20 protein-coding genes are annotated in these 25,116 nt (G+C 54.2%); 4 read left to right on the top strand and 16 right to left on the bottom strand.

Annotated features, from left to right (window positions below; all coding sequences use genetic code 11):
- Positions 1-142: 142 nt before the first annotated feature.
- The 4 genes from BM040_RS16155 to BM040_RS16140 form a co-directional block, all read right to left on the bottom strand.
- Positions 143-1,594 carry an efflux transporter outer membrane subunit gene (locus BM040_RS16155; protein ID WP_092103827.1) on the bottom strand — a complete coding sequence of 484 codons (1,452 nt, stop codon included), beginning with the start codon at positions 1,592-1,594 and terminating at the stop codon, positions 143-145.
- Positions 1,595-1,629: 35 nt separating this feature from the next.
- Positions 1,630-4,776, bottom strand: a complete 3,147-nt coding sequence (locus BM040_RS16150; protein ID WP_092103665.1) for an efflux RND transporter permease subunit — start codon at positions 4,774-4,776, stop codon at positions 1,630-1,632.
- A gap of 198 nt (positions 4,777-4,974) precedes the next feature.
- Positions 4,975-6,075, bottom strand: a complete 1,101-nt coding sequence (locus tag BM040_RS16145; protein ID WP_092103825.1) for an efflux RND transporter periplasmic adaptor subunit — start codon at positions 6,073-6,075, stop codon at positions 4,975-4,977.
- 182 nt (positions 6,076-6,257) lie between these two features.
- Positions 6,258-6,665, bottom strand: coding sequence for a hypothetical protein (locus BM040_RS16140; protein WP_092103663.1), 408 nt, complete (start codon positions 6,663-6,665; stop codon positions 6,258-6,260).
- 348 nt (positions 6,666-7,013) lie between these two features.
- Between BM040_RS16140 and BM040_RS16135 the strand changes: the two genes are divergently transcribed.
- Positions 7,014-7,778 carry a hypothetical protein gene (locus BM040_RS16135; RefSeq protein WP_092103661.1) on the top strand — a complete coding sequence of 255 codons (765 nt, stop codon included), beginning with the start codon at positions 7,014-7,016 and terminating at the stop codon, positions 7,776-7,778.
- A gap of 33 nt (positions 7,779-7,811) precedes the next feature.
- Here BM040_RS16135 and BM040_RS16130 read toward each other — a convergent pair whose 3' ends face one another.
- On the bottom strand, positions 7,812-9,206 hold the full coding sequence (locus BM040_RS16130) for an HTTM domain-containing protein (RefSeq protein ID WP_175491092.1): 1,395 nt from the start codon (positions 9,204-9,206) through the stop codon (positions 7,812-7,814).
- 238 nt (positions 9,207-9,444) lie between these two features.
- Here BM040_RS16130 and BM040_RS16125 point away from each other — a divergent pair, with 238 nt between their 5' ends.
- Positions 9,445-10,209, top strand: coding sequence for an SDR family NAD(P)-dependent oxidoreductase (locus BM040_RS16125; protein ID WP_092103657.1), 765 nt, complete (start codon positions 9,445-9,447; stop codon positions 10,207-10,209).
- Between the two features lie 84 nt (positions 10,210-10,293).
- On the opposite strand, the gene BM040_RS16120 is transcribed toward BM040_RS16125, so the two are convergent.
- On the bottom strand, positions 10,294-11,154 hold the full coding sequence (locus BM040_RS16120) for a universal stress protein (RefSeq protein ID WP_092103655.1): 861 nt from the start codon (positions 11,152-11,154) through the stop codon (positions 10,294-10,296).
- A gap of 557 nt (positions 11,155-11,711) precedes the next feature.
- Between BM040_RS16120 and BM040_RS16115 the strand changes: the two genes are divergently transcribed.
- Positions 11,712-14,483: a cation-transporting P-type ATPase gene (locus BM040_RS16115; RefSeq protein ID WP_092103653.1), complete on the top strand. Its 2,772-nt coding sequence runs from the start codon at positions 11,712-11,714 to the stop codon at positions 14,481-14,483.
- Between the two features lie 485 nt (positions 14,484-14,968).
- Here the strand turns inward: BM040_RS16115 and BM040_RS16110 are convergent, their stop codons facing one another.
- From BM040_RS16110 to BM040_RS16090, 5 genes are all read right to left on the bottom strand, one after another.
- Positions 14,969-15,487, bottom strand: coding sequence for a hypothetical protein (locus BM040_RS16110; RefSeq protein WP_092103651.1), 519 nt, complete (start codon positions 15,485-15,487; stop codon positions 14,969-14,971).
- A gap of 11 nt (positions 15,488-15,498) precedes the next feature.
- Positions 15,499-16,653: a zinc-dependent alcohol dehydrogenase gene (locus BM040_RS16105; protein WP_092103649.1), complete on the bottom strand. Its 1,155-nt coding sequence runs from the start codon at positions 16,651-16,653 to the stop codon at positions 15,499-15,501.
- Positions 16,654-18,006: 1,353 nt separating this feature from the next.
- Entirely contained in the window at positions 18,007-18,687 is a 681-nt protein-coding gene (locus BM040_RS16100; RefSeq protein WP_092103647.1) for an ABC transporter ATP-binding protein, read from the bottom strand.
- Positions 18,688-18,697: 10 nt separating this feature from the next.
- On the bottom strand, positions 18,698-19,957 hold the full coding sequence (locus BM040_RS16095; protein WP_092103645.1) for an ABC transporter permease: 1,260 nt from the start codon (positions 19,955-19,957) through the stop codon (positions 18,698-18,700).
- Complete coding sequence (locus BM040_RS16090) at positions 19,954-21,036, bottom strand: efflux RND transporter periplasmic adaptor subunit (RefSeq protein ID WP_092103642.1); 1,083 nt, start codon at positions 21,034-21,036, stop codon at positions 19,954-19,956. The genes BM040_RS16095 and BM040_RS16090 overlap by 4 nt, the downstream gene beginning before the upstream one ends.
- 401 nt (positions 21,037-21,437) lie before the next feature.
- Here BM040_RS16090 and BM040_RS16085 point away from each other — a divergent pair, with 401 nt between their 5' ends.
- Positions 21,438-22,241 carry an alpha/beta hydrolase gene (locus BM040_RS16085; RefSeq protein ID WP_245756256.1) on the top strand — a complete coding sequence of 268 codons (804 nt, stop codon included), beginning with the start codon at positions 21,438-21,440 and terminating at the stop codon, positions 22,239-22,241.
- 42 nt (positions 22,242-22,283) lie between these two features.
- Here BM040_RS16085 and BM040_RS16080 read toward each other — a convergent pair whose 3' ends face one another.
- From BM040_RS16080 to BM040_RS16060, 5 genes are all read right to left on the bottom strand, one after another.
- Positions 22,284-22,637 carry a DUF6717 family protein gene (locus BM040_RS16080; RefSeq protein ID WP_092103640.1) on the bottom strand — a complete coding sequence of 118 codons (354 nt, stop codon included), beginning with the start codon at positions 22,635-22,637 and terminating at the stop codon, positions 22,284-22,286.
- Between the two features lie 16 nt (positions 22,638-22,653).
- On the bottom strand, positions 22,654-23,346 hold the full coding sequence (locus BM040_RS16075; protein WP_092103821.1) for an alpha/beta hydrolase: 693 nt from the start codon (positions 23,344-23,346) through the stop codon (positions 22,654-22,656).
- Positions 23,347-23,464: 118 nt separating this feature from the next.
- Positions 23,465-23,833, bottom strand: a complete 369-nt coding sequence (locus BM040_RS16070) for a hypothetical protein (protein WP_092103638.1) — start codon at positions 23,831-23,833, stop codon at positions 23,465-23,467.
- An 85-nt stretch (positions 23,834-23,918) separates the two neighbouring features.
- Positions 23,919-24,371, bottom strand: a complete 453-nt coding sequence (msrB, locus tag BM040_RS16065; RefSeq protein ID WP_092103636.1) for a peptide-methionine (R)-S-oxide reductase MsrB — start codon at positions 24,369-24,371, stop codon at positions 23,919-23,921.
- 153 nt (positions 24,372-24,524) lie between these two features.
- Positions 24,525-24,950 (bottom strand): DoxX family protein, encoded by a 426-nt coding sequence (locus BM040_RS16060; RefSeq protein ID WP_092103634.1) that lies wholly within the window; start codon positions 24,948-24,950, stop codon positions 24,525-24,527.
- Between the last annotated feature and the right edge of the window lie 166 nt (positions 24,951-25,116).

Genomic DNA, 25,116 nt, shown 5'->3' with positions numbered 1-25,116 from the left:
CCACTCCAGTTTTAGCCACTACGTAATACTCTATACTTCAAACGCTCGTTGTACAACCAACTCACAGACTCAAAAAACAAAGCCGCAGCGGAAGGTCCGTCTGCGGCTTTGCTGTTAACAATCAGCCCTGTCTATACTTCGCTTATTCCTGCCAGCCGCCGCCGAGGGCGCGGTAGAGTGCTACCGTAGACTGGAGTATGTTTTTGCGGGTATTGGTCAGGTGCAGCTCGGCTTCGAGTACGCTGCGCTGTGCTGTGATGATCTCGAGGTAGCTGGCGTAGCCGGCCGCATAGAGATCGTTGGCCGTTCCAACAGCCTCCTGCAGCACCTCCACCTCTTCCTGTTTCAGATCAGCCGCCTGCCGGAAATTCTCAATGCCGCGCAGGTTGGTCATCACCTCCTGCACTCCCGTCAGCACGGCGCCCTGGTAGGCCGCGAAGGCCTGAAGTTTACCAGCGTCGGCACGCCGTAAATCAGCCCGGATGTTGCTGCGGTTGAGCAAAGGCGCCGACAGTCCGCCCAGCACTCCGTAAGCCAGTGAAGCTGGCTTAAACAGCAGGGAAGCGTCGAAGGCGTTATAGCCCACATAGGGGTTGAGCGTGAGGGCAGGCAGGAAGGCAGCACGGGCTGCGGCCACATCGGCCTTCGTGGCCTGCAGCTCCAGCTCTGCCTGCTGAATGTCGGGCCTGCGGCGCAATAGGTCGCTCGGCACACCGGCCTGCACCTGCTCCGGCAGCTCCTGCTCCACCAGCGAGGCCCCCCGCGCAATCGGCTGCGGGTGGCGCCCCAGCAGGCGGTTCAGCTGGTTCTCTGTTTCCGTGATCTCCTGCGCTTTCTCCGCCTTCAAAGCCTGCGTGTTCAGCAACTGGGCAGCAAACTGCTTTACAGCCAACTCCGTGGCCCTGCCCCCTTCTTTCTGAATACGTACCAGCTCCAGGGCTCTTTCCTGCAGGGCAATGTTGCGGTCCAGGATGGCCAGTTCATTATCGAGCGAGAGCAGCTGGTAGTATAGGTTGGCCACATCGGCCACCAGCGAAGTAGTAACCAGCTGCCTGCCTTTTTCGGAGGCGAGCAGGCGGGTAACAGCGGCCTTTCTGGATTGCCGCAACTTGCCCCAGAGGTCGATCTCCCAGGAGCTGCGAAGGCCCAGGAAATACTCCGGCACATGCGGCTGCGCCACTTTCTGGTCTTCAGAAATGTTCGGTGACAGGTTGGTATCGAAGTTCCCAACACCGGTCATGGTATACTTGCCATAGCGATCTACGCCTGCGGCTCCCACGGCCGAAACCTGCGGCAAACGGGCTCCCCGCGTTTGCAGCACAGTGGCTCTGGCCATTTCTATCTGCTGCGCCGCTGCCAGCACATCCGGGTTGTTGTGCAGCGCCGTATCGATCAGGCGCACCAGGTGCTCGTCTTTGAAGAAATCGCGCCAGCGCATATCGCCCAGGCTGGCGGAGTCGGCGTTGCTGCCAAAGGTGGCAGGCATGGTCGCTGCAGCCGGCAGCTGTGCAGGCTCGATGGCCTTACAGGCTCCCAGCAGTACCAGCAGCAAGAGGCAAGGTATGGTTTTTAAAAAGCTTCTATATAAATGCATGGTTGCAAAATCAATTTGATAAAACATCCGAAGGCTTAGGCCGTGGCCAACACTTCTTTCTTTTTCTTCTTGCCCTTCCCGATGGAGGCAAACAGCACGTACAGGCCAGGGATGATCACGACACCGAAGATGGTCCCTATGAGCATACCGCCTGCAGCAGCCGTACCAATCGAGCGGTTACCCATGGCACCCGCCCCGGTGGCGATTGTCAGCGGAATAAGACCGGCCACAAATGCCAACGAGGTCATCAGAATCGGACGGAATCGTGACACGGCACCATCCACGGCGGCCTGCAGCACGGTGCGCCCCTCCTTTTGCCGCTGGATGGCAAATTCCACAATCAGGATGGCGTTCTTACCCAGCAAACCGATGAGCATCACGAGGGCCACCTGCGCGTAGATGTTGTTCTGCAGGCCCAGCAGCTGCAGCGACAGGAAGGCACCAAAAATACCCGTCGGCAGCGACAGGATTACCGGCAGCGGCAGCAGGAAGCTTTCATACTGACCGGCCAGCAGCAGGTATACAAAGAGCAGGCAGACGATGAAGATGAAAACCGTCTGGTTGCCAGAAAGAATCTCCTCGCGCGTCATGCCGGACCACTCGTAAGTATAGCCTCTCGGCAAATTCTCCTCTGCCACGCGCTCGATGGCTTTGATGGCGTCGCCGCTGCTATACCCTGGCGCAGCACTTCCGTTGATCATGGCCGAAGTATACATGTTGTAGCGGGTGAGCTGCTCCGGCCCGTACACACGCTCCAGCGACACGAAAGCTGAGAACGGTACCATCTCGCCCCACTTGTTTTTCACAAACATCTTCAGCACATCCTCCGGCTTGCTGCGGTAGTCAGGCGAGGCCTGCACCATCACTTTGTACATCTGCCCGAAACGAATAAAGTTAGAGGCGTAGTAGCTACCCATCAGCGTCTGCAGGGTGCTCATGGCATTGTCCACGGTGACGCCGTTTTTAGCCGCCAGGTCCTGGTCCACGTGAATCAGGTACTGCGGGAAGCTGGCATCGAAGTTGGTGAAGGCGCTGCTCACCTCCGGCGCCTGCTGCATGGCCTGCACAAACTGGTTCGTTACCTCGGCAGTCTCGCTGAGTGTGGCGGTTTTATCGCGGGCCAGCAGGCGCAGCTCAAAGCCGCTCGAGTTACCGAAGCCCGGCACGGTTGGCGGCGGGAAATACTCAATGCTGGCGTCTTTCAGGTAGGCGGTTTTCTCGGTGAGCTGGGCAATGATATCATCCACCGACTCGGTGCGGTCGTCCCAGGACTTGAGGTTGATCATGCCCATGCCGTAAGAGGCGCCGGCCGCATCGGTCAGCAAACTGAAGCCCGCCAGGGTCGACACGTTCTCCACCGCCTCAATCTCCTCAGCGGCTTTCTGCACCTGGTCCAGCACATACTCGGTACGCTCCACGGTGGCGCCTGCCGGCGCGGTCACGTTCACGTAAATCATCCCCTGGTCTTCGGTCGGGATAAAGCCTGTCGGCAGGATGCGGGTGATACCCCAGGTACCGAGCACGAACACCAGCAGGATGCCCAGCGTCACCATTCGGCGGCCGGCAATGCGCAGAATAAGGCCCTTGTAGCCATTTTCCACTTTGCCATAACCGATGTTAAACTTGCCGAAGAAGCGCTGCAGCAGGCTTTGCTTCCTGTGCTGGTTGTGGTCTACTTTCAGCATGAGGGCGCAAAGAGCCGGCGTGAGCGTGAGGGCGTTGATACCGGAGATCACAATCGAAATGGCCAGTGTGAGCGAGAACTGACGGTAGAAGATTCCCACCGGCCCCGTCATCATCGCCACCGGCACAAACACCGCCGACATCACCAGCGTAATAGCGATAATCGCACCGCTGATCTCGCCCATCGCTTCGAGCGTAGCCTCGCGGGCATTCATCCTTTTTTCGTGCATCTTGCTGTGCACGGCCTCCACCACCACAATGGCGTTATCGACGACAATACCGATGGCCAGCACCAGCGCAAACAGCGTGAGCAGGTTTATCGAGAAGTCGAACATGTCCATAAAGAAGAAAGTGCCCACCAGTGATACCGGAACCGCCAGAATAGGTATTAGCGTGGAGCGCCAGTCCTGCAGGAAGATGAACACCACGATAGACACCAGGATAAAGGCCTCAATCAGGGTGATGAGTACGGCAGACATAGAGGCGTCGAGGAAGCGGGATACGTCATAAGCCAGGTTATACTTCATGCTCGGCGGGAAGGAAGTCTCCTCCAACTCGGCCATCTTCAGCTTCACATTCTCGATTACCTCCTTAGCATTGGAGCCCGGGCGCTGCTTGATCATGATGGAAGCCGACGGACGGCCATCCGTTTTCGATACCATGCCGTAGTCCATGGCGCCAAACTCAATGTCAGCCACGTCTTTGAGGCGCAGCACCGAACCGGATCCGTCAGCCTTCGCACGGATGGCAATGTTCTCGTACTGGGCAGGCTCGAAAAGCTTGCCGGTGTAACGGAGCACGTACTGCAGCATCTGGGCGTTGCCGCCTGAGCTTTCACCCGCTTTACCCGGCGCAGCCTCCACGTTTTGGGCGCGGATGGCCTCAATCACTTCGTCAGGCGATACGCCGTAGGCCATCAGGCGGTCGGGCTTGAGCCACACACGCATGGAGTACTCGCGGTTACCCATGATCTCGCAGAAACCCACGCCGTCGATACGCTTGAGCTCCTGCAGGATGTTAATGTCAGCGAAGTTGTACACGAACTCCTCGTCGGCATTCGGGTCGTCGCTCATCAGGTTGAGGTAGAGCAGCATGCTGTTCACCTCTTTCTCAGTGGTCACACCGGCCTTAATCACCTCTTCGGGCAATTCGTCGAGCACGGTAGTTACACGGTTCTGCACGTTCACAGCGGCCAGGTCAGGGTCGGTGCCCACTTCAAAAAAGACCTGGATGAGCGTCACGCCGTTGTTACTCGATACAGTGGTCATGTAGGTCATGCCCGGCACCCCGTTGATGGCCCGCTCGAGCGGCGTGGCCACGGCATTGGTACTTACTTCGGCATTGGCACCGGTATACTTGGCAGTAACCGTAACGGAGGGCGGTACAATATCAGGGAACTGCGTCACGGGCAGGTTCAGGATCGACAGAACCCCCAGCAGCACTATAATCAGGGAAATGACCAGCGAGAGCACCGGCCTTTGTATAAATATCTTTAACATGGATGATTGTCTAATTACCTAAAATTTCGGCCGCACAGGGGCAGCCGGCACACATGCGTGCAGGGCGCTCGAGTAAACCCAACAGGTTTGGCACGGTCTGCCTCAGGCACGACCGGCCATAGGTTCTCCGTCCGGTGCGACACAGCGCCCGGCCAAAGCCCCCTGCACAAGAAGCGGGTGTCTACATACCCGGAAAACCTACCTTGGCGTAGCAGCCAGAAGGCTGTCCATCGGGATAAGCTCCGGTGTGATGAGGGTTCCTTCGCGCAGCGTCTGGGCCCCTTCGTACACCACCTGCTCGCCCGGCTCCAGGCCAGACGCCACGATGTAGAAGTGGGAGAAGCGCGCCTTTGGCTCAAAGCTCCTGGTCTGGACCTTGTTATCCTCCCCTACAATGTAGACGAAGTTCTTGTCCTGGATCTCAAAGGTGGCTTTCTGCGGTACCAGCAGGGCACTATCCACCTCGTTGAAGAGGCGCACCTTACCCGTAGCGTGGTGCTTTAGGATCTTAGATGGATTGGGGAAGGTGGCCCGGAAGGCAATCGATCCGGTGTTAGGAGCGAACACACCCTCCATGGTCTCGATTTTACCCTCGTGCGGATAGATGCTGCCGTCGGCCAGGATCAGTTGCACAGCGTTATTGTTGGCATTGTTCCCTTCCTGGCGGGCTCTGATGTAGCTGAGATACTCTTTTTCTGATACTTCAAAGTATGCGTACATCGACTGCAGGTCTGACAGGGAGGTAAGCAGATTGCCCTCCGACACGATGCTACCCACTTTGAGCGGAATACGGTCTACTACACCTGCAAACGGAGCCCGGATGCTGGTATAGGCAAGCAGGTTCTCGGCGTGGCTGTGGGCTGATCTGGCCTCCTCTACCCTGGCTTTGGCGGCCTTGTGCCTGGCCTTGGCCAGCTCAAGCTCCGATGCTGAGATCACGTCTTTCTCCACGAGCAGGCGCACGCGCCCCACCTCTACTTCGGCGGCCATCGCCTCAGCCACGGCATTGTTGAGGTTAGCCTTCGCTTTGGCAAGCTCCGCCTCACGCTCTTTCGAGTTGAGTTTAAAGAGCACCTGGCCCGCCTTCACTTCCTGCCCCTCGTCAACAAAAACCTTGTCGATGTAGCCGTTGATGCGGGCCCTCACCTCGACGTGGCGCACGGCCTGAATGTCGGACACGTAGTCGATGTGCAGGGTGGTATCTTTGGTGATGAGTTGTGTGACAGGCAGGGCTGTCCGGTTTGTGTTGTTATCTATTTCGCCGCCCTGGGCTGTGCAGCCAGCCACAAGGGCACTCATGGTAAAGGTATATAATAAGCTAGATTTCTTCGATAGCAGTTTCATCGTAACTGTGACAATAGTAATGTTATAAGACAATAGAATACCGAGGCAACCGGTACCGGAGAGCAAAAAACTCAGCGGTCAGAAGCCTGTTAAAGTGCGTGGATGGAAGCCATCCATGGGGTGATGAAGGAAGAAATCTAAAAGGGTTTAAAACGGAAGAGGTACCCGTGGTATTCCGACAGCAGGAAATTCAGCGGCCGGTATGGGGTACAGCTATTGGAAATGGAAAAGCCTTCCTGCTGAAAAAGCGCTTCCGTGTTTTTCAGAACAGGCTTTAGGGTGGTCTGGTAGACAGAGCCGGCCCCCTTGTGGGTTGGTTTAGAGGTTTCGGTTCGGGGGAAGTCCTCGATCAGATCAAGGTACTCCTGCAGCATCAGATCGATCGGAGAGTCGTCCTCAGCTAAGCCTTCGCCACTGTCACGGTCCTCAAGCAGCTCCTCGAGCTGGATAATGGATTTACCGGCAACATGGGAGGTGCTGAAGTATAGCGCCACATGCAGAATAAAGCATGAGAGCACCAACCAGTTAAACCACTTCCTGATCATGTAAACGTCACTGCAATTAAATGAAGCAATATACAAGTTTACTTATTCTTCAGTAGAGGATCAACTGCTGCTCCTCACTTTCAAGGATAAAGACAACAAGTACTTTCTTTTCCATAATGGTCCATTTACCGCATCTGCAGCCCGAACTCAATCTGAATAAATATGGAGATGCAAGTAGAGCTTATACTTCACCGAACAAGGCGAACCCAAGGTGCGATTAAACTTATTACATGCTGTTTTCCTGTTCACACGTTACGTATGCTGATAAGGAGAAGACACGCTATCGAACCGTTTAAAATTTATACTTAATTTCGGACGAGAAATGGCCTGCAACCACAGCTACGAGCAATGAACCGATTCTTACCACTGGAACCAAGCGCCAAAATGCTCCGCCACCTGCAGCAGGCCGCCGTGCCGCATACTTACGACTACGAGCGCCACCGGCTCACGCTGGCTTTGGGTGAGCAGGAGTTAAGCTTCCGCCTGCCCCTATCGCTCCCCTACCCCGGCCAATCTGGAGAAAAAACGCAGGTAAATTACGTCATCCTGCTGGTGCAGTCGGGCAATTGCGCTATGGGATATTTCGAAAACGGCCGCAACCTCGACCATAAAGTATGGCGCTCCTACATGGTGCGCAAGAAGCAGGGGAAAAGCCAGATCAAGCACCTCAAAACGAAAGGCAAGTCCAGGGCCGGTTCCAGGGTGCGGCTGGGCGAAACGCTGGAGTTTTTCGAGAACATCAATGGCCGGCTGCAGGAGTACTTCGAGGAACATACGATTCACCGCATCGCCATCAGCTGCTCTAAAATCCTGATCCCATACTTGTTCGGTTCCAAGGTGGCCACGCCCTTCGCCAAAGACGACCCGCGCCTCTACAGAATCCCCCGCCACGTGCACACGCCTATCTACGAGGTACTGCTGGATACCAACCGCTTCCTTCAACGCGGCGAGCTGATTTTCGAGGAAGCACAGCAGCCCCTTGTAGACAAGCTCCTGTCCGAGGCTGGAATTACCGGAGAAAGTATAGAAGTGGAGGCCGCAGCCGCACCGGAAACAGACTGGGACGAAGTATACTTCGATGATGAAGATGAGGATGACGAGATGGAGTGGTGAACAGGTTGACTGCCTGGGCAGGCATTTTATACTTTACCTGGCCTCCTCCTTTTCCACATCTTCTGTTGCCATCCACTTTTTCCAGGGCCAGCCATCCGCTTCAGGCCGGGGCGTGACCCAGCTTTTGGCTCCCCAGGTATAGGACACGGCGGCCAGGTTCACGTTCGGGTCCACGATGGGGTGGCGCGGGTAGCCGTTGAGGCTGAGGCTGGAGATGGCGTATACTTCCGGTTCCTGCATGCGCTGCCTGCGGTACTCCTCTTTCAGGAACTGCGCAAACTGCCAGATCATATCGGGGTGTTTAGGCAGCTCCCGCAACTGCTCCTTGGCCAGGTAGTTGTGGGGCCACACAGTTTGCTGCTGCCCGGTGGCTGCATCCTTCACCAGGTAATACACCGCGCCCCGTTTGGTGCGCAGCATCATCCGCCAGGAAAAGCGATGTCCCTCCTCGGTCCAGTTCACGTCGCCGGGAATGAAGAAATGCCGCAGCGGGAAGAGCAGTTGCCAACTGAGGTAAAGTATAAAGAACTGTGCGCCCAGCCGCAGCTGCCAGCGCGGCTGCTTCAGGGGCTGCTGCGCCAGCGCCTTTGGATGAATCTCTCTCCGGAAAAACCACCGCGCAATCTGCTCCGGGCTAAAGAAGAGTACATTGGCCGCTATCATAAAGTATGGGAACACCCCCACATGAAACACGGCCGAGTTGAAGATGTGAAAGCAGAAGGCCACCCAGAAAGCCACCATACGCGTGCGGGGCCAGAGCAAGGCAAAACCGATCAGGAAATCGAACACCACGCCGCCCCAGACCACCAGCTGTATCATGGCCGGTGTGTTTAAGTACGGCCCGAACACGTAGAAGTGTGTTTTGGCCGACATCCAGATGCTCATTGACTTGGCCGCCAGCCAGTCGGGTTGTATTTTGGCCACGCCGGCGTAAAAGTATACCAGCAGCAACTGCACCCTGAATAGCCAGAGCGTCCACTGCGGCGCCACCTCGGTTTCCAGCTCCGGCCTGCGCCGCACATCCCACGACAGCTTGCGGTGGGCCGGCAGCAGCACCATCAGGCCGCTCACGAGCATGATCAGGTAGTGGTGGTTGAGGTAGTGTGTTTTCTCGGAGAAAAAGCCGTAGCTGAACAGCAGGAAAAACAGAAAGGAGACCACCTTATAATGCCAGCCTACCATGATGAACAGGCCCAGCAGCGCCATCAGCAGGTACACGTACACCATGCCGTAGCCCGGCAGCGGCTTTATCCACTCCAGGCCAATATACCCAAAGTGGATGGTGGGTTCCACGTAGTGCTCCTGCACCCAGTCGATCAGCACGCCCCCTACCCCCTCGCAGAACATCAACAGCCCAAACAGGATGCGGAAATACACCAACGGGTAAATCCCGATGGGCTTCAGAAGCTGTTGCATCAGATGTTTCATGGTTCTAAGGGCGCTGAGACGGTGTGCCGGCACACAGGATGAACCGGCAGCTGCCTGAGGGCCAGGCAACTGACAACTATACCGTGAACTTACGTATGAAAGTTTACTTAAGCTATACTTTGTTTTAATGACAAAAAGCATTTTCCGGCCTGACCGCCGTCATCTCCAAAGTATAGGCGTTTGCAGAACTTTACCCGAAAAATAAATCTCTTATAAAGTATAAAGTAATAACTGAACTATGAATGGAAATGGAACAAACCAGTTAGCAGACAAAGTAGCGTTGGTTACCGGGGCCTCCTCCGGCATTGGGAAGGCTATGGCACTGTTTTATGCCCGCGAAGGCGCCAAAGTGGTAGTATCGGACATTGCAGAGGACAAAGGGCAACAAGTGGTGGAGGAGATAACCAGAATGGGCAGCGAAGCCATTTTCGTGAAAGCCGATGTTTCTAATCCGCAGGATTGCGAGCAACTGGTGCAGCAGACGGTGAACGTTTTCGGCAGGCTGGACATTGCCTTTAACAACGCCGGCATCGGGGGCGAGTCGAACCCGGTGGGTGATATGAGCATCGAGGGCTGGCAAAAGGTCATCAACATCAACCTGAACAGCGTTTTCTACTGCATGCATTACCAGATCAGGCAGATGCTGCAGAACGGCGGCGGCGCCATCGTGAACAACTCCTCCATTCTCGGGCAGGTGGGCTTTGCCAACTCATCGGGGTATGTGGCGGCTAAGCACGGCGTGGTGGGCCTTACCAAAACCGGTGCCCTGGAGTACGCCTCCAAAGGTATTCGCATCAATGCCATTGGCCCGGCTTTCATCAACACGCCTCTGATTACGAACCTGGGCGAGGAAACCTTGCAGGCGCTCGTGAAAATGCACCCCATTGGCAGACTGGGCGAAGCCGAAGAGGTAGCTGAGCTGGTGGTATGGCTAAGCTCGCCGAAAGCATCCTTTGTGAACGGGGCCTATTATGCCGTGGACGGCGCCTACCTGTCCCAATAAAGTATAGGCAAGTATAAAAAAGTATAGCCCCGGCCTTTAAATAGGCCGGGGCTATACTTTTTTATACTTTCAGCCAGCTGGGGCTTATACCCTGCCAGCCTCTGAACGCTCTTTGCGGCGCAGGTTCAGCAGGTTTCCGTTTTCAGGCAGGGCCAGCATCGGAATCCTGAGTGTCTGCAAAAGGCGCGAGGTAACGCTGCTATGGAAAATGCGCTCCCAGAACATGCGGTTAAGAATGGTGAAGGCCACCAGGCTGGTCTCGTTTGACTGCACGTAATTGGAGATACCTTCTGCCACATCTTTGTTAGCGATTTCCACAAAGTTCAGCTCCGCCTCCGGGAACTGCGCCACCAGGTTCGATTTGATGTACTCATCGTCGATGTAATCGGGCTGGCTGTCGCTCTTGATATGCAGGAAGGTGATGGTGGCGTTCAGCAGCTCCTTCAGGTTTAGCAGCTGCATGGTGGTTACCTGGTCGCCGTTCTCGAAGTCGGCGGCATACACGATATGTTCAATTGGCCTAATCTCCGCTCCCTCCGGAATGGCTAGTACCGGGCAAAGTCCCTGCTTGGCAATGGCCTCAGTGGTGGTGCCAAACACTTTCCTTGAAAAGTTCTTGGCCCCGCCGGTGCCCATTACCACCAGCGTCACATTATTCTCCTCAATCGCCTCAACGATCTCGCCTACCGCCCCGCCATCTTTAACTTCAAACCGCACCAGAACATCTTCTCTGTTCAGGGTGGCCACCATAGCTTCCAGTTTCTGTTGCGCTGCGCTTTTCTTCTCATCCATTTTATCGGTGTTCAGAGATGACAGCAGCGAAGCATCCTCCACGCTGTGGAGCAGCAGGATCTCAGATTCTGATCTGGCGGCCAGTTCAACGGCATACTCAAAAGCTCTTAGCGAATTATCCGAAAAATCGATAGGAACTAGTAGTGTCTTCATGGTTATATTTAGCTTTGGTTTATACAAATTGAGTTATGATTTCAATGTTTTATCTATTCAAAATTAATTGATTATGTGGCTGTTAATGATGGCATTTATCAACTGTAAGATTGATAAATCTCATTCCTTCGGGGCAGCCAATGCCTGAAATTTGTATGTGGATATGACCTGTCTTAGAACTGACGGGTCTGTAGGATAAAATTCCTACTTTCTGGAACGCACAAGTATAAGTATACTTGTATACGGTTGTACTTTAAAAAAGTATACTTTCTGTGAAGTTGCTTTAGTTATGAATAGCAGGCAAACTAACAGCGTGCCAGCCATTCCAGCTTACCGGGACCATTAGACCCTACTTATAAAAGCAATATCTTGCGCTTTTGTTTTGAGGCTCTGGTCTTTGTCTCGGCTATGAAGCTTGCCTCCCTCGGCAGTTATCATTTTACCCAGACACTTTAAAGGTACCTTAACGACATGTAATTGAACTATAGCTTTATACTTTACCTCATCGTAAGACCTAAGAATCCTTGACAACTACGCAACACGACCTACTACCTACTATGCCTGAAACTATAAAAGAGAAAAACATTAGCCGTGCATCCTTGAAGCTCGAAAAGCAGCACCCCTGGCACAGCCTGGAGTCGGCTGAGGCGCTGGATTTGTTACAAGTTTCCCCGGACGAGGGTTTGAGCGATGCGGAAGTAGAGCAGAGAAGAGAGCAGTTCGGCCGCAATGTCATGACGCCTAAAAAGCAGCAGAGCGCCCTTGTGCGTTTCCTGCTGCAGTTTCATCAGCCACTCATCTATATTCTGCTGGCTGCCACCGTGGTTACCATCCTGCTGCACGAGTATGTGGATGCCATGGTTATCTTCGCTGTGGTGCTGGTAAATGCCATCATTGGCTACATACAGGAAACCAAGGCGCTGGAGGCTATCGATGCCCTGGCTAAAAGTATGACAGCCAGGGCACAGGTAATCCGGAACGGCAAAAAGCAGCAAATCGACGCGCAGGAACTGGTGCCCGGAGACATCGTGCTCGTACAGTCAGGCGATAAGTTTCCGGCAGATGTGCGCCTGGTGCGGGCCCGGGACCTGAAAGTAGACGAATCAGCCTTGACGGGTGAGTCGGTAGCGGTGGAGAAGCGCGACACGCCTGTTGCTGCGGATGATGTGCTGGGCGATCGCATAGGCATGGGCTTCTCCTCCACGGTGGTAACCTATGGCCAGGGCACGGGCGTGGTAACCGCCACCGGCGATAAAACCGAGGTAGGCAAGATACAGGAATCCATTGCCAGCGCCCAGGACCTGGAAACGCCCCTTACCCGCAAGATAAAGGAATTCAGCAACCTCCTGCTCTGGGTTATCCTTGGCCTTTCCGCAGCCGTGTTTGCCGTGGAGTACTTCAGGGGCGCCCCCTTGGGCGATACGTTTATGGTGGCAGTGGCCCTGGCCGTAGGTGCCATTCCGGAGGGATTGCCTGTGGCCGTTACCATTATGCTGGCGCTGGGTGTATCTAAGATGGCCAAGCGGCGCGCCATCATCCGCAAGCTGGTGGCCGTGGAAACCCTGGGCAGCACCAACGTTATCTGCTCAGATAAAACCGGTACCCTCACCGAAAACCAGATGACGGTGCAGCAGATTGTTGCAGGCGGTAAAAAGTATGAGGTAACCGGGCTTGGCTACCGCCCCGAGGGCGAGGTGCGGGAAGATGAAAAGCCAGCGGACCTGAGCGGTAACAAAGCCCTGGCGCAATGCCTGCGCGCCGGCATGCTCTGCAACGATAGCTCCCTGAAGGAGAAGGAAGGCAACTGGACCATAGAGGGCGACCCGACAGAGGGCTCTTTGCTGGTGGCCGCGCGGAAGGCTGGTTTGGAGCTTGCTACCTTAGAGAAAGAGGCTCCCCGCAAGGATACCATTCCTTTTGAGTCGGAGTACCAGTATATGGCCACGCTGCACCACGGCGAGCGCCCGGTGCTATACCTGAAAGGCTCGCTGGAGGCAGTGCTGGATCGCTGCGAAAACGTCCTGCTCCCCAACGGTGAATTGGCCGAACTGGACCGGGAAGAAATAAACGGGCAGGTGGAGCAGATGGCCTCGGAGGGACTGCGCGTGCTGGCCTTCGCCATGACCGAAGCCGCAGAGGGGCTGAATGATATTACGCATGACACCACCAGCTCCGGCCTCACTTTCCTGGGAGTGCAGGGAATGATAGACCCGCCCCGCAAAGAGGCTGTGGAGGCCGTAAAGCTGTGCCAGCGTGCAGGTATAGAGGTTAAAATGATTACCGGCGACCACGCCGTAACAGCTGCTGCCATAGCCAGCCAGATTGGCCTGAGAGGTCGGGAGGAGAACGGGAAACTGGCAGCCATTACCGGCAAGGAACTGCAGCAGATTGAGGACAGGGAACTGGAGACCGTGGCGGAGGAAGTAGCGGTTTTTGCGCGGGTAGCCCCTGACCAGAAGCTGCGCCTGGTGAAAGCCCTTCAGGCCCGCGACCATATCGTGGCGATGACCGGCGACGGCGTGAACGACGGCCCGGCTTTGAAACAGGCTAACATTGGCATTGCCATGGGTATCACCGGAACAGATGTGGCCAAAGATGCCTCCGACATGGTGCTTACCGACGACAACTTCTCCTCCATAGAAGAAGCCGTGGAAGAAGGCCGAAGCGTGTTCGACAACCTGACCAAATTTATCGTCTGGACCTTGCCCACCAACCTGGGCGAGGGGCTGGTTATACTTACGGCCGTTATCCTGGGCTCGCAGCTGCCCCTGCCCCCCGTTCACCTGCTCTGGATTAACATGACGACCTCCGTGCTGCTGGGCCTTACCCTGGCGTTTGAGCCCAAGGAGCCGGGTATCATGAACCGCCCGCCACGACCGGCTGACGAACCTATCCTGACCTTTGACCTGATCATGCGGACGTTGCTGGTGGGCGTGTTGCTGTTGATAGCGGCCTACGGCTTATACTTGTATGAAGTGGATCAGGGCGCCACAAGCTCCGAAGCGCAGACGGTAGCCACTACGGTATTTGTGGTGCTGGAGTCGTTCTACCTGCTTAACTGCCGCTCGCTGGTGCGCCCCATGAGCCAAATCGGGTTCTTTAGAAACATGTGGGTGTACTACGGCATTGGTACCATGTTCTTCTTCCAGGCGCTCTTTATCTACACCCCGTTCATGAACATGCTCTTTGGCTCTAGTCCGCTGGATGCAGGGCAGGTGCTGCGCATTTTCGGAGCCGGAGTCGTGCTGCTCGTCATAATCTCCATCGAGAAGTATATCCGGTATGCCTACGCTAAACGCAAAGCCGGCTCACCAGAAAGTGAAGGTTGATCTGAAAGTATAAACCCGAGTAGAGCGCAAGGCCTCTGACAGTACCGGTTTATACTTTAAACCAGAACAGCGATCTTCCTAAGGTGGGGAGATTCTGCAAATATTATTTAATTTCCCTGCTTGGGGGCATGGTCGTTTCATCCCCTTCATTTTGTCATCCTGAAAGGAGCTTGGTAGTATGTCGTACAGGCTTGCCCCCCGGGGCTAAGGAGCCCTCCTCTTCCTACCAAGTATGACAAATTGTTTAGAGCGATTGTGAGCAGCATAATACAGCCTACCTCAGAGGGATCAAGAATGAGTTTATACCTGCACTAAAGTAGGAGATCGCAACTTGAGTTCTATGCTTGGACTTTATACTTTCCGGAGACCTGGCGCCCATCCCAGGTAAGTTCTGGACGCAAGCACAACGATCTGAAAGTATAAAAAAGAGCCATCAGGATACTACAGCACCTGATGGCTCTCTTGTGAACAGGATTGGGGAAGGTTTAACGGTCCATCAATTGATTAAACCATCTTTTACGGTTCTTCTCCCCCGCACACATTAACACAACAGCCCCTACTACGGCCGCCCCTATGGCGGCTCGCACGGCCAGGCCGCTGCGGTTATGGTCCCAGTCGGCAGAGTAGCCCTTCTCCGAGAATATGTTGGGCACCTTGCCCTCAGCCACATCCTCTATCAGCCCCTCCACCACGTTAACGCGGTCGGCCACCAGAAGCGGCAGCCAGTGCAGGTAGCTGTTCTCGCTGTGCTTAAAGGCAAACCTACGAATCATGCCGCTCAGGCCGCTCGGTGGCATGGCCGTACCGTACACAGCCGATACATTGGGTCGCTCAATAGAATGCAGCACCTCCATGGTGATGGGCTGCTGTGGGGGCCGCTCCCAGGAGTAACCTTTATGCTCCTCGTTGGTGCGGCGCTTCATGGGATACGTCGGGTCGTTTTTCGGATCGGCGTCTATCCCCCAGCCATTTATATGCGAATAGTCTTTTGCTTGTTCTTCCATAATAGTTTGTTTTACTCGTGAGCAGATGGTGGAATAAGAACGGGTTTAATGCAGTTGTCCAGTTTCTCAGAGAACATGCGGTAGGCGTCTGCCACTTCCTCCAGCGGCACGCGGTGCGTGATGAGCTGCTTCGGCTTGATGATCCCGTTCTGCACATGGTCGATCAGGCGCGGTAGCAGGCGCTTCACTGAGGCCTGGTTAGCCCGGATGGTAATGCCCTTGTTCACCACGTTACCAATTGGTACCAGGTTATCGGTTGGTCCGTACACGCCCACAATTGATACAATGCCGCCCTTTTTCACAGAGTTGATAGCCCAGTGCAACGCTGTGGCCGAACCCGCCTGCAAAAGCAGCTTACGGCCGGTGATGGTTTGCAGCACGTTTCCGGCAGCCTCCGCCCCCACAGCGTCGATGCAGACATCAGCACCCATCCAGTCGGTGGTCTTTTTCACGAACACCACCGGGTCTTCCATGTCCATGAAGTTATAGGCCTCGCACTGAGAGTAGTTGCGGGCAAACTCCAGACGGTAATCCTCCTTATCTATTATAATAACGCGCCCCGCACCAAAGAGCCAGGAGCACCTGGCCGCCATAATACCAATAGGCCCGGCACCGAAAATCACCACGGTGTCGCCTTTCTGTATACCCGCCATCTCGGCGGCCTGGTAGCCGGTTGGTACCACGTCGGTCAGCAGCACGGCATCGTCCCAGTCCATACCTTCGGGGATGATGGTGGGCCCTACATCCGCGTAAGGCACGCGCACATACTCTGCCTGGCCCCCGTTGTAGCCACCGGCGGTATGTGAGTAGCCGAAAATAGCTCCTACGGCCGTCGCCTGTGAGTTGGACTCGTGGCAGTTGCCGTAGAGCTCCTGCTTGCAAAAGGCGCACCTACCGCAGGAGATGTTAAAAGGTACAATCACCTTATCGCCTACTTTCAGTTTATGCACGTCTGAGCCGATTTCTTCCACAATGCCCACAAACTCGTGGCCGAAGGTGGAGCCCACGCGGGTATCGGGTACGTTGCCGTTATAGAGGTGGAGGTCGGAGCCGCAGATACAGGAGCGGACTACCCGAACAATGGCATCCTCAGGATGCAGAATCTCGGGTATGGGTTTTTGATCGATACGGACCCGCTTGGGCCCACGATAGTTCATTGCCAGCATAAGCTTGTTTTCAGTTTACGTTGTTTAAATTTCAGTTTGATATGCTCCAAACGTGCAACCGCATACCCCTTGTGCAGAAACATACTTGTAACACGTTGGATATATTGATACTTGGATGCAACTCTAACAGTTTCAGAAAGGGGAATTTTGTAAGGTTGTCCTATATTTAGAAAGTGCTATAAAGGCAGGGTTTGCAGCGGCGGAAGTGGGTGGTAAAGGTTGACGTCAGATGGTTTTATACTTTAGAATTCTTTAGTTTATACCTGAGCTATACTTTATACTCGTACTTGCGGCTATACATCTTTCCGCTGTTCCGGCCCCCTTATCCGGAACCAATACTGCTGCGGACTTCCAAGTCCGCATATACTAATTGCTGGCGCGGGTTTGCAACCCGTGCCTTTCTATGGTGTTGGGTTTGCAACCCAACTGGCTTGAAAAGCCATACTTACACTATGGCTATGCATCTTATACTTAAGTTTATACTTCTACAGCCTTCGCTTCCTGCAGCATGAGCCAAGCTTTACTTTTCAAGCTACCGTTCATCCTCCAGACTTACATAAGCTATCGTTGCATCTCTGGCTTTCTGCCCTCCCAGGCCGGGAGGCCTCGCCTTCGGGCATCGCGCTGTCTACATTTCCTTTGCTCCTGACGTCGCAATTTCGCTGAAGCGAAACCGGAAATCTAGAAGGCGCTCAACCCAAAGGCTGGGAACAAGTTCGATAGCCGCTGCCACTACTGTCATCTCGACCTTTGGGAGAGATCTGAAGAGAATTCCCGATAGCTCTCTCGCCCTGCTCGAGATGACAAGAGAGTAGTAAGTATAACTCCCCTCCTCGGAGGGGCTGGGGTGGGTTTACACGTGTAGGGACAAGTCGCGACCTTTCCGCGCAAGAACTGGGGAAATGAAACTTATACTTCAACACCAGCAAAAACAGACTCCCCGCCTTAGCCAAGGAGGGGTCAGGGGTGGTTGGACCCGGTAGTTAGGGAACATATACTTCCCCGTAGCCTCGGCTTCATAGCCCATCTCTCAAGTTCCTTTTAGGATGACAAAGAAAGTGAATGAGATGGTGCTGCCCTTCATAAGTTAGGGCGAGCTAAAATTCGCAGTTTATTTGTTTATCCCGTTCTGGCCAGTAAAGTATAAATCACAGTGTCAGGCCGCTTAGGCTTAGATTTATACTTTATACTTCCCCCTATACTTTATACTTTCATTATTGCATGGCGGGACGCCACCAGATAGCGCACGCTTGCCGGAGGCAAGCGAGGACACCGCTCTATACTTCCGGAAAAGCAAAGCACAGCCTGTTTTTATACTTTACAGGAAGTATGTAAAGTATAACTGCCACCTGCCTAATGCCTGATGATGCGGCCATCCTCCATTTCGATGATGCGGCCGCTGCGCTCGGCAAAGCTTTGGTCGTGGGTGACGATGAGCAGGGTCTGGTCGTGCGCCTCGGTCAGCTCCTTGAAAATATCGAACACGATCTCGCTGTTGCGCACGTCCAGGTTGCCGGTTGGCTCGTCGCCCATCAGTATCAGCGGGTCGTTGATGAGGGCGCGGGCAATGGCCACGCGCTGCTTCTCCCCACCCGATATTTTGTAAGCCATGTTCCGGGCCAAGTGGCCGATGCCCAGCATTTTCAGACGCTCCATGGCGCGGTGCTCCACCTCCTCCTCGCTATACTTTCCCAACTTCAGGCCGGGCAGCATCACGTTCCGTAGCACCGTGAACTCGTTAAGCAGGTAGTGGAATTGGAACACAAAGCCAATCTTCTCGTTGCGGATGCGGGCCAGCTCCATATCCTTTCTGCCCGTCATCAGCTGGCTGTCTATCAGCAGTTCGCCCTCGTAATCAGTGTCCATGGTAGAGAGGATGTACAGCAGCGTGGACTTGCCGCTCCCGGACTTGCCAATCACCGACACAAACTCTCCTTTATTCACCTTAAACGTTACATCGGTCAGCACCTTCACCGTCACCGGGTCGTGGAACTCCTTGTTGATGTGCTTTGCCTCAAGTATGGTCTCGTGCATGTGTATACTTCTATTTGCCCCTGATGATTTCCACCGGGTCTACTTTGCTGGCCTTGCGGGCCGGGAAGAAGCCGGCAAAGTAAGTCGTAATCAGGGAAAAGGAGCCTCCGATTAAATAGAACACCAGGCTATAGTTTACCGGGTAGGTTTCCACGGTGGGGAGCGCCGCCGTTCTGAAAGGGATATTATCCACAATCACCGAGAAGATAAACCCCAGCGTCAGCCCCACTGCGCCGCCGAAAAAGCCGATGCTCAGGGCAATAAGCAGGAAAATGCGGTTCACGTCGCTGCCCGAGAAGCCCGTGGCCTTGAGGATGGCAATGGAATCCATCTTCTCGTAGATCATCATGTTCAGGATGTTAAAGATGCCGAAGCCCGCCACGATCAGCAGCACGATGCCCACTGAATAGGAGATGATGCTGCGCACGGTGGTGCCGGTGTCGAACTGGGCGTTGGCCGTCTGGATGTCCTCGGCATCCACCCCAAACTTCTTGCTGTACTCCACGGCCATGGCGGGCGCAATGTCCAGGTCGTGCAGCTTTACCTGTATGTCGGTGATGTAGTTGTTGGGCTTGCCCAGCAGCTTTTGGGTGGTGCTGATGGAGGCGTAACTCTGTACCTTGTCTATCTCCTGTATGCCCGACTGAAAATAGCCTACCACTTTCAGGGAAAAGCGCTCGCCCTGCGGCGTCGTGACCTGCACCACATCGCCAATATCGGCCACCAGGATGTCTGCCAGGCCCTTGCCCAGTATAATGCTGTTGGCCACGTTCTTCACATCCATGGGCTTACCCGTTGTCACGTAGTCCTGGAAGTTGAACAGCCGCATCTCCTCCTCCACGTCTATGCCGCTGATGGTGCCGGAGATATCGATGGTGCCCTCGTTGTAAAACACTTGAGTATTAAGTTTCGGCGCCACACCCAGCACGCGGGGATCATTCTTGACGGCCTGCATGATAGGGCCGCTGTTATAGATCTCTTGCCGGGTGATGCCTGCCTTTACCGAGCTGATGAAGTTGTAAGCGCCTTTGTAGTCGGGGTGCGCCAGTACCGGTTGGTTCTCGCTGGGCTTTATCTCGTTGTAGAGGCGCACGTGCGGGGTACGGTTCAGGATCAGCCCGTCCAGCAGGTCGTTGAGGCCGTTCATGAAACTAAGCAGCGTAATAAACATGGCAATACTGAAGGTAACCCCGATAGCCGCCACCAGAGTCTGCCGCCAGCGCGCCAGCAACAGCGATTTAGCAATGTCATAGATCAGTTTGCTTTTCATAGCGCCGGTCTAAGTAGCACGTCCTCCCTGGTTATCCCCTTCACAATCTCCACCTTCTGGTAATCCATCAAGCCCGTTTCCACGGGCACCTTCTCCTTCCCTTCCGTCAGCACATAGCCGCCCTCTACCAGGTACTCGCGGGGTATCGTCAGCGCATCTTTCTTGGCTTGTATAATGATATTGGCCTCGGTGGTGAGGTTGGGAAACAGGGCGGGCGGTGCTTTTACGAAGCTGGCTTCCACGGTAAAAGAGCGGGTGCGCTCGTTCATAGCCGGGTTGATTTTGTATACTTCCCCCTCAAACACCTGGCCCTTGTAGCTGTCGAGGTTGAGCAGCACCCGCTGCCCCGGCTTTACACGAGCTATGTCGTACTCGTCCACCTGCAGCTCCAGCAGAAACTCATCGGCGCTGCCCACCACGGCCACCGGCGTCTGCGGACTCACCAGTTCGCCCGGCTCGCGCAGCACGTCGTATACTTTGCCGCCCGTCTCGCTTTTCACGGTATAGTCATCAGACATGGTCTGGCTTATCTGCAGGTTCTTCTGCGACTGGCGGGCCGCAAATTCGAGTTGCTTTTTAAGGTCGTCGTAGCGCAGTTTGGCCGATTTGTAGGAGGTGACGGCGTTTTGATAGCTCAGCTCCCGCTGCTCCAGCTCTACCCTGGTGCCAATACGGCTGGCCCACAGGTTGCGCTGGCGCTCCAGCAACAGCGAGTCGTTGCGCATTTTGCTACGCGCCAGGTCAATCGCTTCCTGCGCCTCCCGTAATTTTTCCTGGTTGGCGCGCACGCTGGAGTACTCAGCCGCGATGCGGGCGTTCTCGGTGCTCAGGCGCGCAGCCTCGTTGTCGAGGCGCAGCAGCGGATCGCCTTTCTTCACCACATCGCCCTCCGTCACATAAATCTGCTGTATCACCCCGCTCACCGTCGGGAACACCTGGTGCTGATCGCGGCTCTTGACCACGCCGGATGCATAGACAGCTTCTGTGATGTCCTCCACCGTAGGTTGTATCTTTTCCTGTTTTTCGCCGCACGCGGAAAGTATAAACAGATACAGGGTGAGGAGAAAGTATGGCTTCATGCGGTAGCTGGTTTAGTATTCTAAAAGCTTAATTGCGTTAGGTACGATATTGCTGCAGTTGCGCCGGAGCCCCTGCAGCCTGGCATCTCCCCAAAAGTAACAGAAACGCCAGAATGAAAATATGATATACTACGTTATTCTGAAGGTGGCAGCAGGAGTTCCCCACACTTGCCTTCCGGAAGTATAAGCGATGCATCTCACCGCTGCGCAACATGCAGGATTTAACAGGTAACATACACGAACTGTTTGCCATGGGTATTAAGCCTATTGATAACACTTTTGGGAGGGAGAAGTTAGCAAAGCCTGGGGTAGAAGCAGAAAAAAAGAAAGTTTAAACGATTAATTTAACCGCTCGTTATTCACGGAAAACTACTATTTTATTTCATCAACCAAAGCTATCCTTGCGTACCATACTTTACATAGCAGCCATTCCATTCACGCTTTACCTGCTTTTTATGGGCCTTGGATTCTTTCAACAGGAGAGCCTTATCTTCTTCCCCGAAAAACTGCCGCAGGAGCACCAGTTCCGCTTCGGCCAGGAGTTTGAGGAAGTATACCTGCCTGCCAAGGATGGGACACAGTTGCACGGGCTGCTGTTTAAGGCCGATAAGCCGAAGGGGCTGGTGTTTTACCTGCATGGCAATGCCGGCTCAGTCGACTCTTGGGGATACATTGCTCCTACCTATACCCGGCTGGGCTACGATATTTTTATACTTGATTATCGCGGCTACGGCAAGAGCGGCGGACAGATTAGCAACGAAAAACAGTTTTACGAGGATGTGCAGGCAGCCTATAACCACCTGAAGGCAAGGTATACAGAAAGCGCTATCGTCGTGGCGGGCTACTCCATCGGATCGGCGGCAGCGGCCATGCTGGCGGCCAATAACAGCCCCAGGTTGCTCTTGCTGCAAGCACCTTATTACAGCCTCCCCGATCTGGTGCACAGCCTCTACCCTTTTGTTCCTGCCTTTATTTTAAAGTATAGGTTTGAGACCTATCGCTTTGTAGACCTAACCATGGCTCCCATCGTGCTCTTCCACGGCGACCGGGATGAAATCATCTACCACGGCTCCTCAGAGAAACTAAAGGCCCACCTCAAACCCACCGATAAAGTGATTATCCTGAAAGGCCAGCCCCACAACGGGATGAACGAGAACCCGGATTACCAGCGGGAACTGGCAAAGGTGTTGGCCACCACAAACTAAGACGGGCGAAGTTGCAGCCTGTTTCCGGTGCCTTCCGGGAGATTAACCAACAGCGCGAAAGTATATTTTCTCGGGGAATTTCTGCAGGGCAAAAATGGTAACGTCGCAAAGCCAGACGGACTGGATGCTGTGGCTCACTGGTTTATAGTAGGCCCCTCCTCCGGGCTCTCCCATCCTTACCAAATCCAGGGCCAGGGCGCCATCAAAAGGAAGCTCGCTCATCTCCACCTCCACCTGCTTGCCACCTTTTGCCAGATAGTCCAGCATATCATCGGCACCGGCCACCATGGCCAGGTCTCCCTTGGGTCCCGGGTACTCAGGCAGGTCGATGTACCAGGTGCCGTGCGGCTCTTTGTAAAAGCGGAACCTCCTTTTCTCAGCAGTTGATTCTTTCATGATACATGTTTATCATTCAACTCATAAACCACGTTACGGCAGCTTGGGCTATGTCCGCGGGCACTTCGTGCCGGCCGTCAAACTCCTTGTAATTTACCTCCAGGCCAAGCCGCTTAAGCTGGGGCACAATGCGCCTGCCACAGGGGTCTATGGGCAACACCGGGTCGTGGATGCCGTGCGAGAGGTATACTTTTGGTTTGCCCCTGTTTTCAGGCGTATGGACAAAGCCAGGTGAGAAAGCAATGATGTGCGTAAACAGGTCGCCGTTTGTGAGGCCAACAGAGAGGGCATAAGAGGCCCCATCCGAAAAGCCGCCAATGGCGATGCGCTCAGAATTTATCGCAAAGTTCTCAAATACAGCGTGCAGGGCCTCCTCCAGGATAGCGATATCCGGGCCGAATTTTCTGCTGGCAATGATGTCCCAGGAGTAAGCGGTGGCAGCAGGGGCTACCACGAGCATGTTAGATTCGTCGGCATAGCTTCGGAGCAGCGACAGCCCTTGCGCAGCGGCAGCACCGGCCCCGTGCAGCATCACGGCCAGCGCGGCGGGTTTGACGGGTTCATACTGTTGCGGCACATAAAGCAGGCCCGCCTTCTGCTCTTGTACAAGAAGTGGCTGCACTCCTGAGGACTTCTTACTACTATCAGGAATTGCTCCCGGCCTTGCCGTTAGCCGGCCTGTTTTATAGTTGTGTTCTGCTGCTACCATATCCACATGTTTAAATTCGGACTCCTCCCTTGTCATACGCTTTATTTGTCTGCACATGCAGCAGGGACCAAAAACAAAAGAAGGAGCACCAGGCTCCTTCTTTGATAGTTAATATGACTTAAATTCTGTTTGAGGTATTGGCTTTGCCAACTGCCTCAAAGTGGGTGGCTTGCTTGATCGTTTTTTCTTTGCCTTCCGCATCTTCATAGGTGCGCTCTTCCACTTCCACGGAGAGGCTCTTGCCCTTAAGTTCCTTCGAGTCTACCTCCTGCTTGTCGATGCCGAGCGCCTTCAGAAAAGAAGCAAGTATCGGTTGCCCTGGCTCGCTCAGGTAAAAGCGCTGGTTCACAAAACCATCTTCATTTTCTAAACGGCAATTGATAAACGGGATATCCTTGTTTTCGCTTCTGCCTTCTTCTACTTCCGTTATTTTCACCACGTGCCGGCCTTCGGGCAGAAATGGTTTTTCATCTATCTTCAACTTCATGACCTTTAGTTTTTGCTAATTTTTTACGCAAATACAAGAAACAAGGTTATAACTAAGCCCGAAAACAACTTTTTTGCTAAATATATTAGCAACCTATACTTCCATGTATTAAACTTTCTGAGTTGATGCAGTACCGCACACCCGCTGGTTCGGGTCCGTCGGGAAACACGTGCCCCAGATGCCCGTCGCACACATTGCAGCGCACCTCTATGCGCTCCATGTTGTGGCTGTTATCAAAAGTATACTTAACGGCCCCCCTGGTGGCCGGCTGGGTGAAGCTAGGCCAGCCGGAAATAGCGTGGTACTTTTCGCTGGCATGAAACAACAGGCTCCCGCACCCGGCACACGTGTATTGCCCAGGCTCATACGACCGGCAGTAGGCATTCCGGTAGGGAGGTTCTGTCTCCTTCTTCCGAAGGATACGGTACCGTGAGGGCTCCAGCAGCTGGCGCCACTCCTCCTCCGTTTTCTCTACTCTTCTGGCAGGCTCCGGATTACTGTATTTGGCGTAGTAAATAACATCTTTCCAGCGAAGCATCGATTATAAGACTTTAGCCCGCTAACGATAGTAATCACCTGCTGAGTTCTCTGCCGCCTATTTTTTCCACTGCCATACATGCAAGCGCAGGACTTGCCTTGTGATTGGCTGAAGCCTGGAGCCTAATGTATTCAGCCACAGGATTTAGCTAACCTAACTATAGGTAGGCCGTGCACCCTCCGCTGTGACAGGCCGCCTGCCCCTGGCGGCGTCTACGCTCCAGATGCCGGAGCCCCGGGCCGCCATGTACAAGAACAGGAAACAGTACACCACCGTTAGTTCTCCCTGGTTCTCAATAGGCCAGAGGGCCTGTGGCGCATGCGCCATAAAGTAGGCCACGGCCATCTCACCACTGGCGATAAAGGCAGCCCAGCTCGTCAGGAAGCCAAACGCAATCATCAGCCCGCCCACAAACTCGATGATACCGGCGAGACCCATCAGGGACGCTAATTCCACGGTATTGCCATCTCCGGGCCAGCCAAATAATTTCTGGGTGCCGTGCATGGCAAACAGCAGACCGGCGACGATGCGCAGCAGCGCGTACAGCTGTGGGCCGTAGTTTCCTAAAAATCTTTCCATAGTTGTGTTTTTAACTTAGGTACACTGTAAATACATAATCCATCACAAAATATTTACATAGCACTATAAACGTATGTTGCAGAAATTAAGTTAAAGCACAACCTGCTTGGCATCAGCTTTTTACTATAAAGTTATGAGGGCAGTGGGAATGAATAGAAACAGGTGA

It is taken from the genome of Pontibacter chinhatensis (assembly GCF_900113285.1).
GTDB classification, from domain to species: domain Bacteria; phylum Bacteroidota; class Bacteroidia; order Cytophagales; family Hymenobacteraceae; genus Pontibacter; species Pontibacter chinhatensis.
The sequence above is the reverse complement of the archived record's forward strand: the minus strand, read 5'-3'. Positions and strand labels throughout refer to the sequence as shown.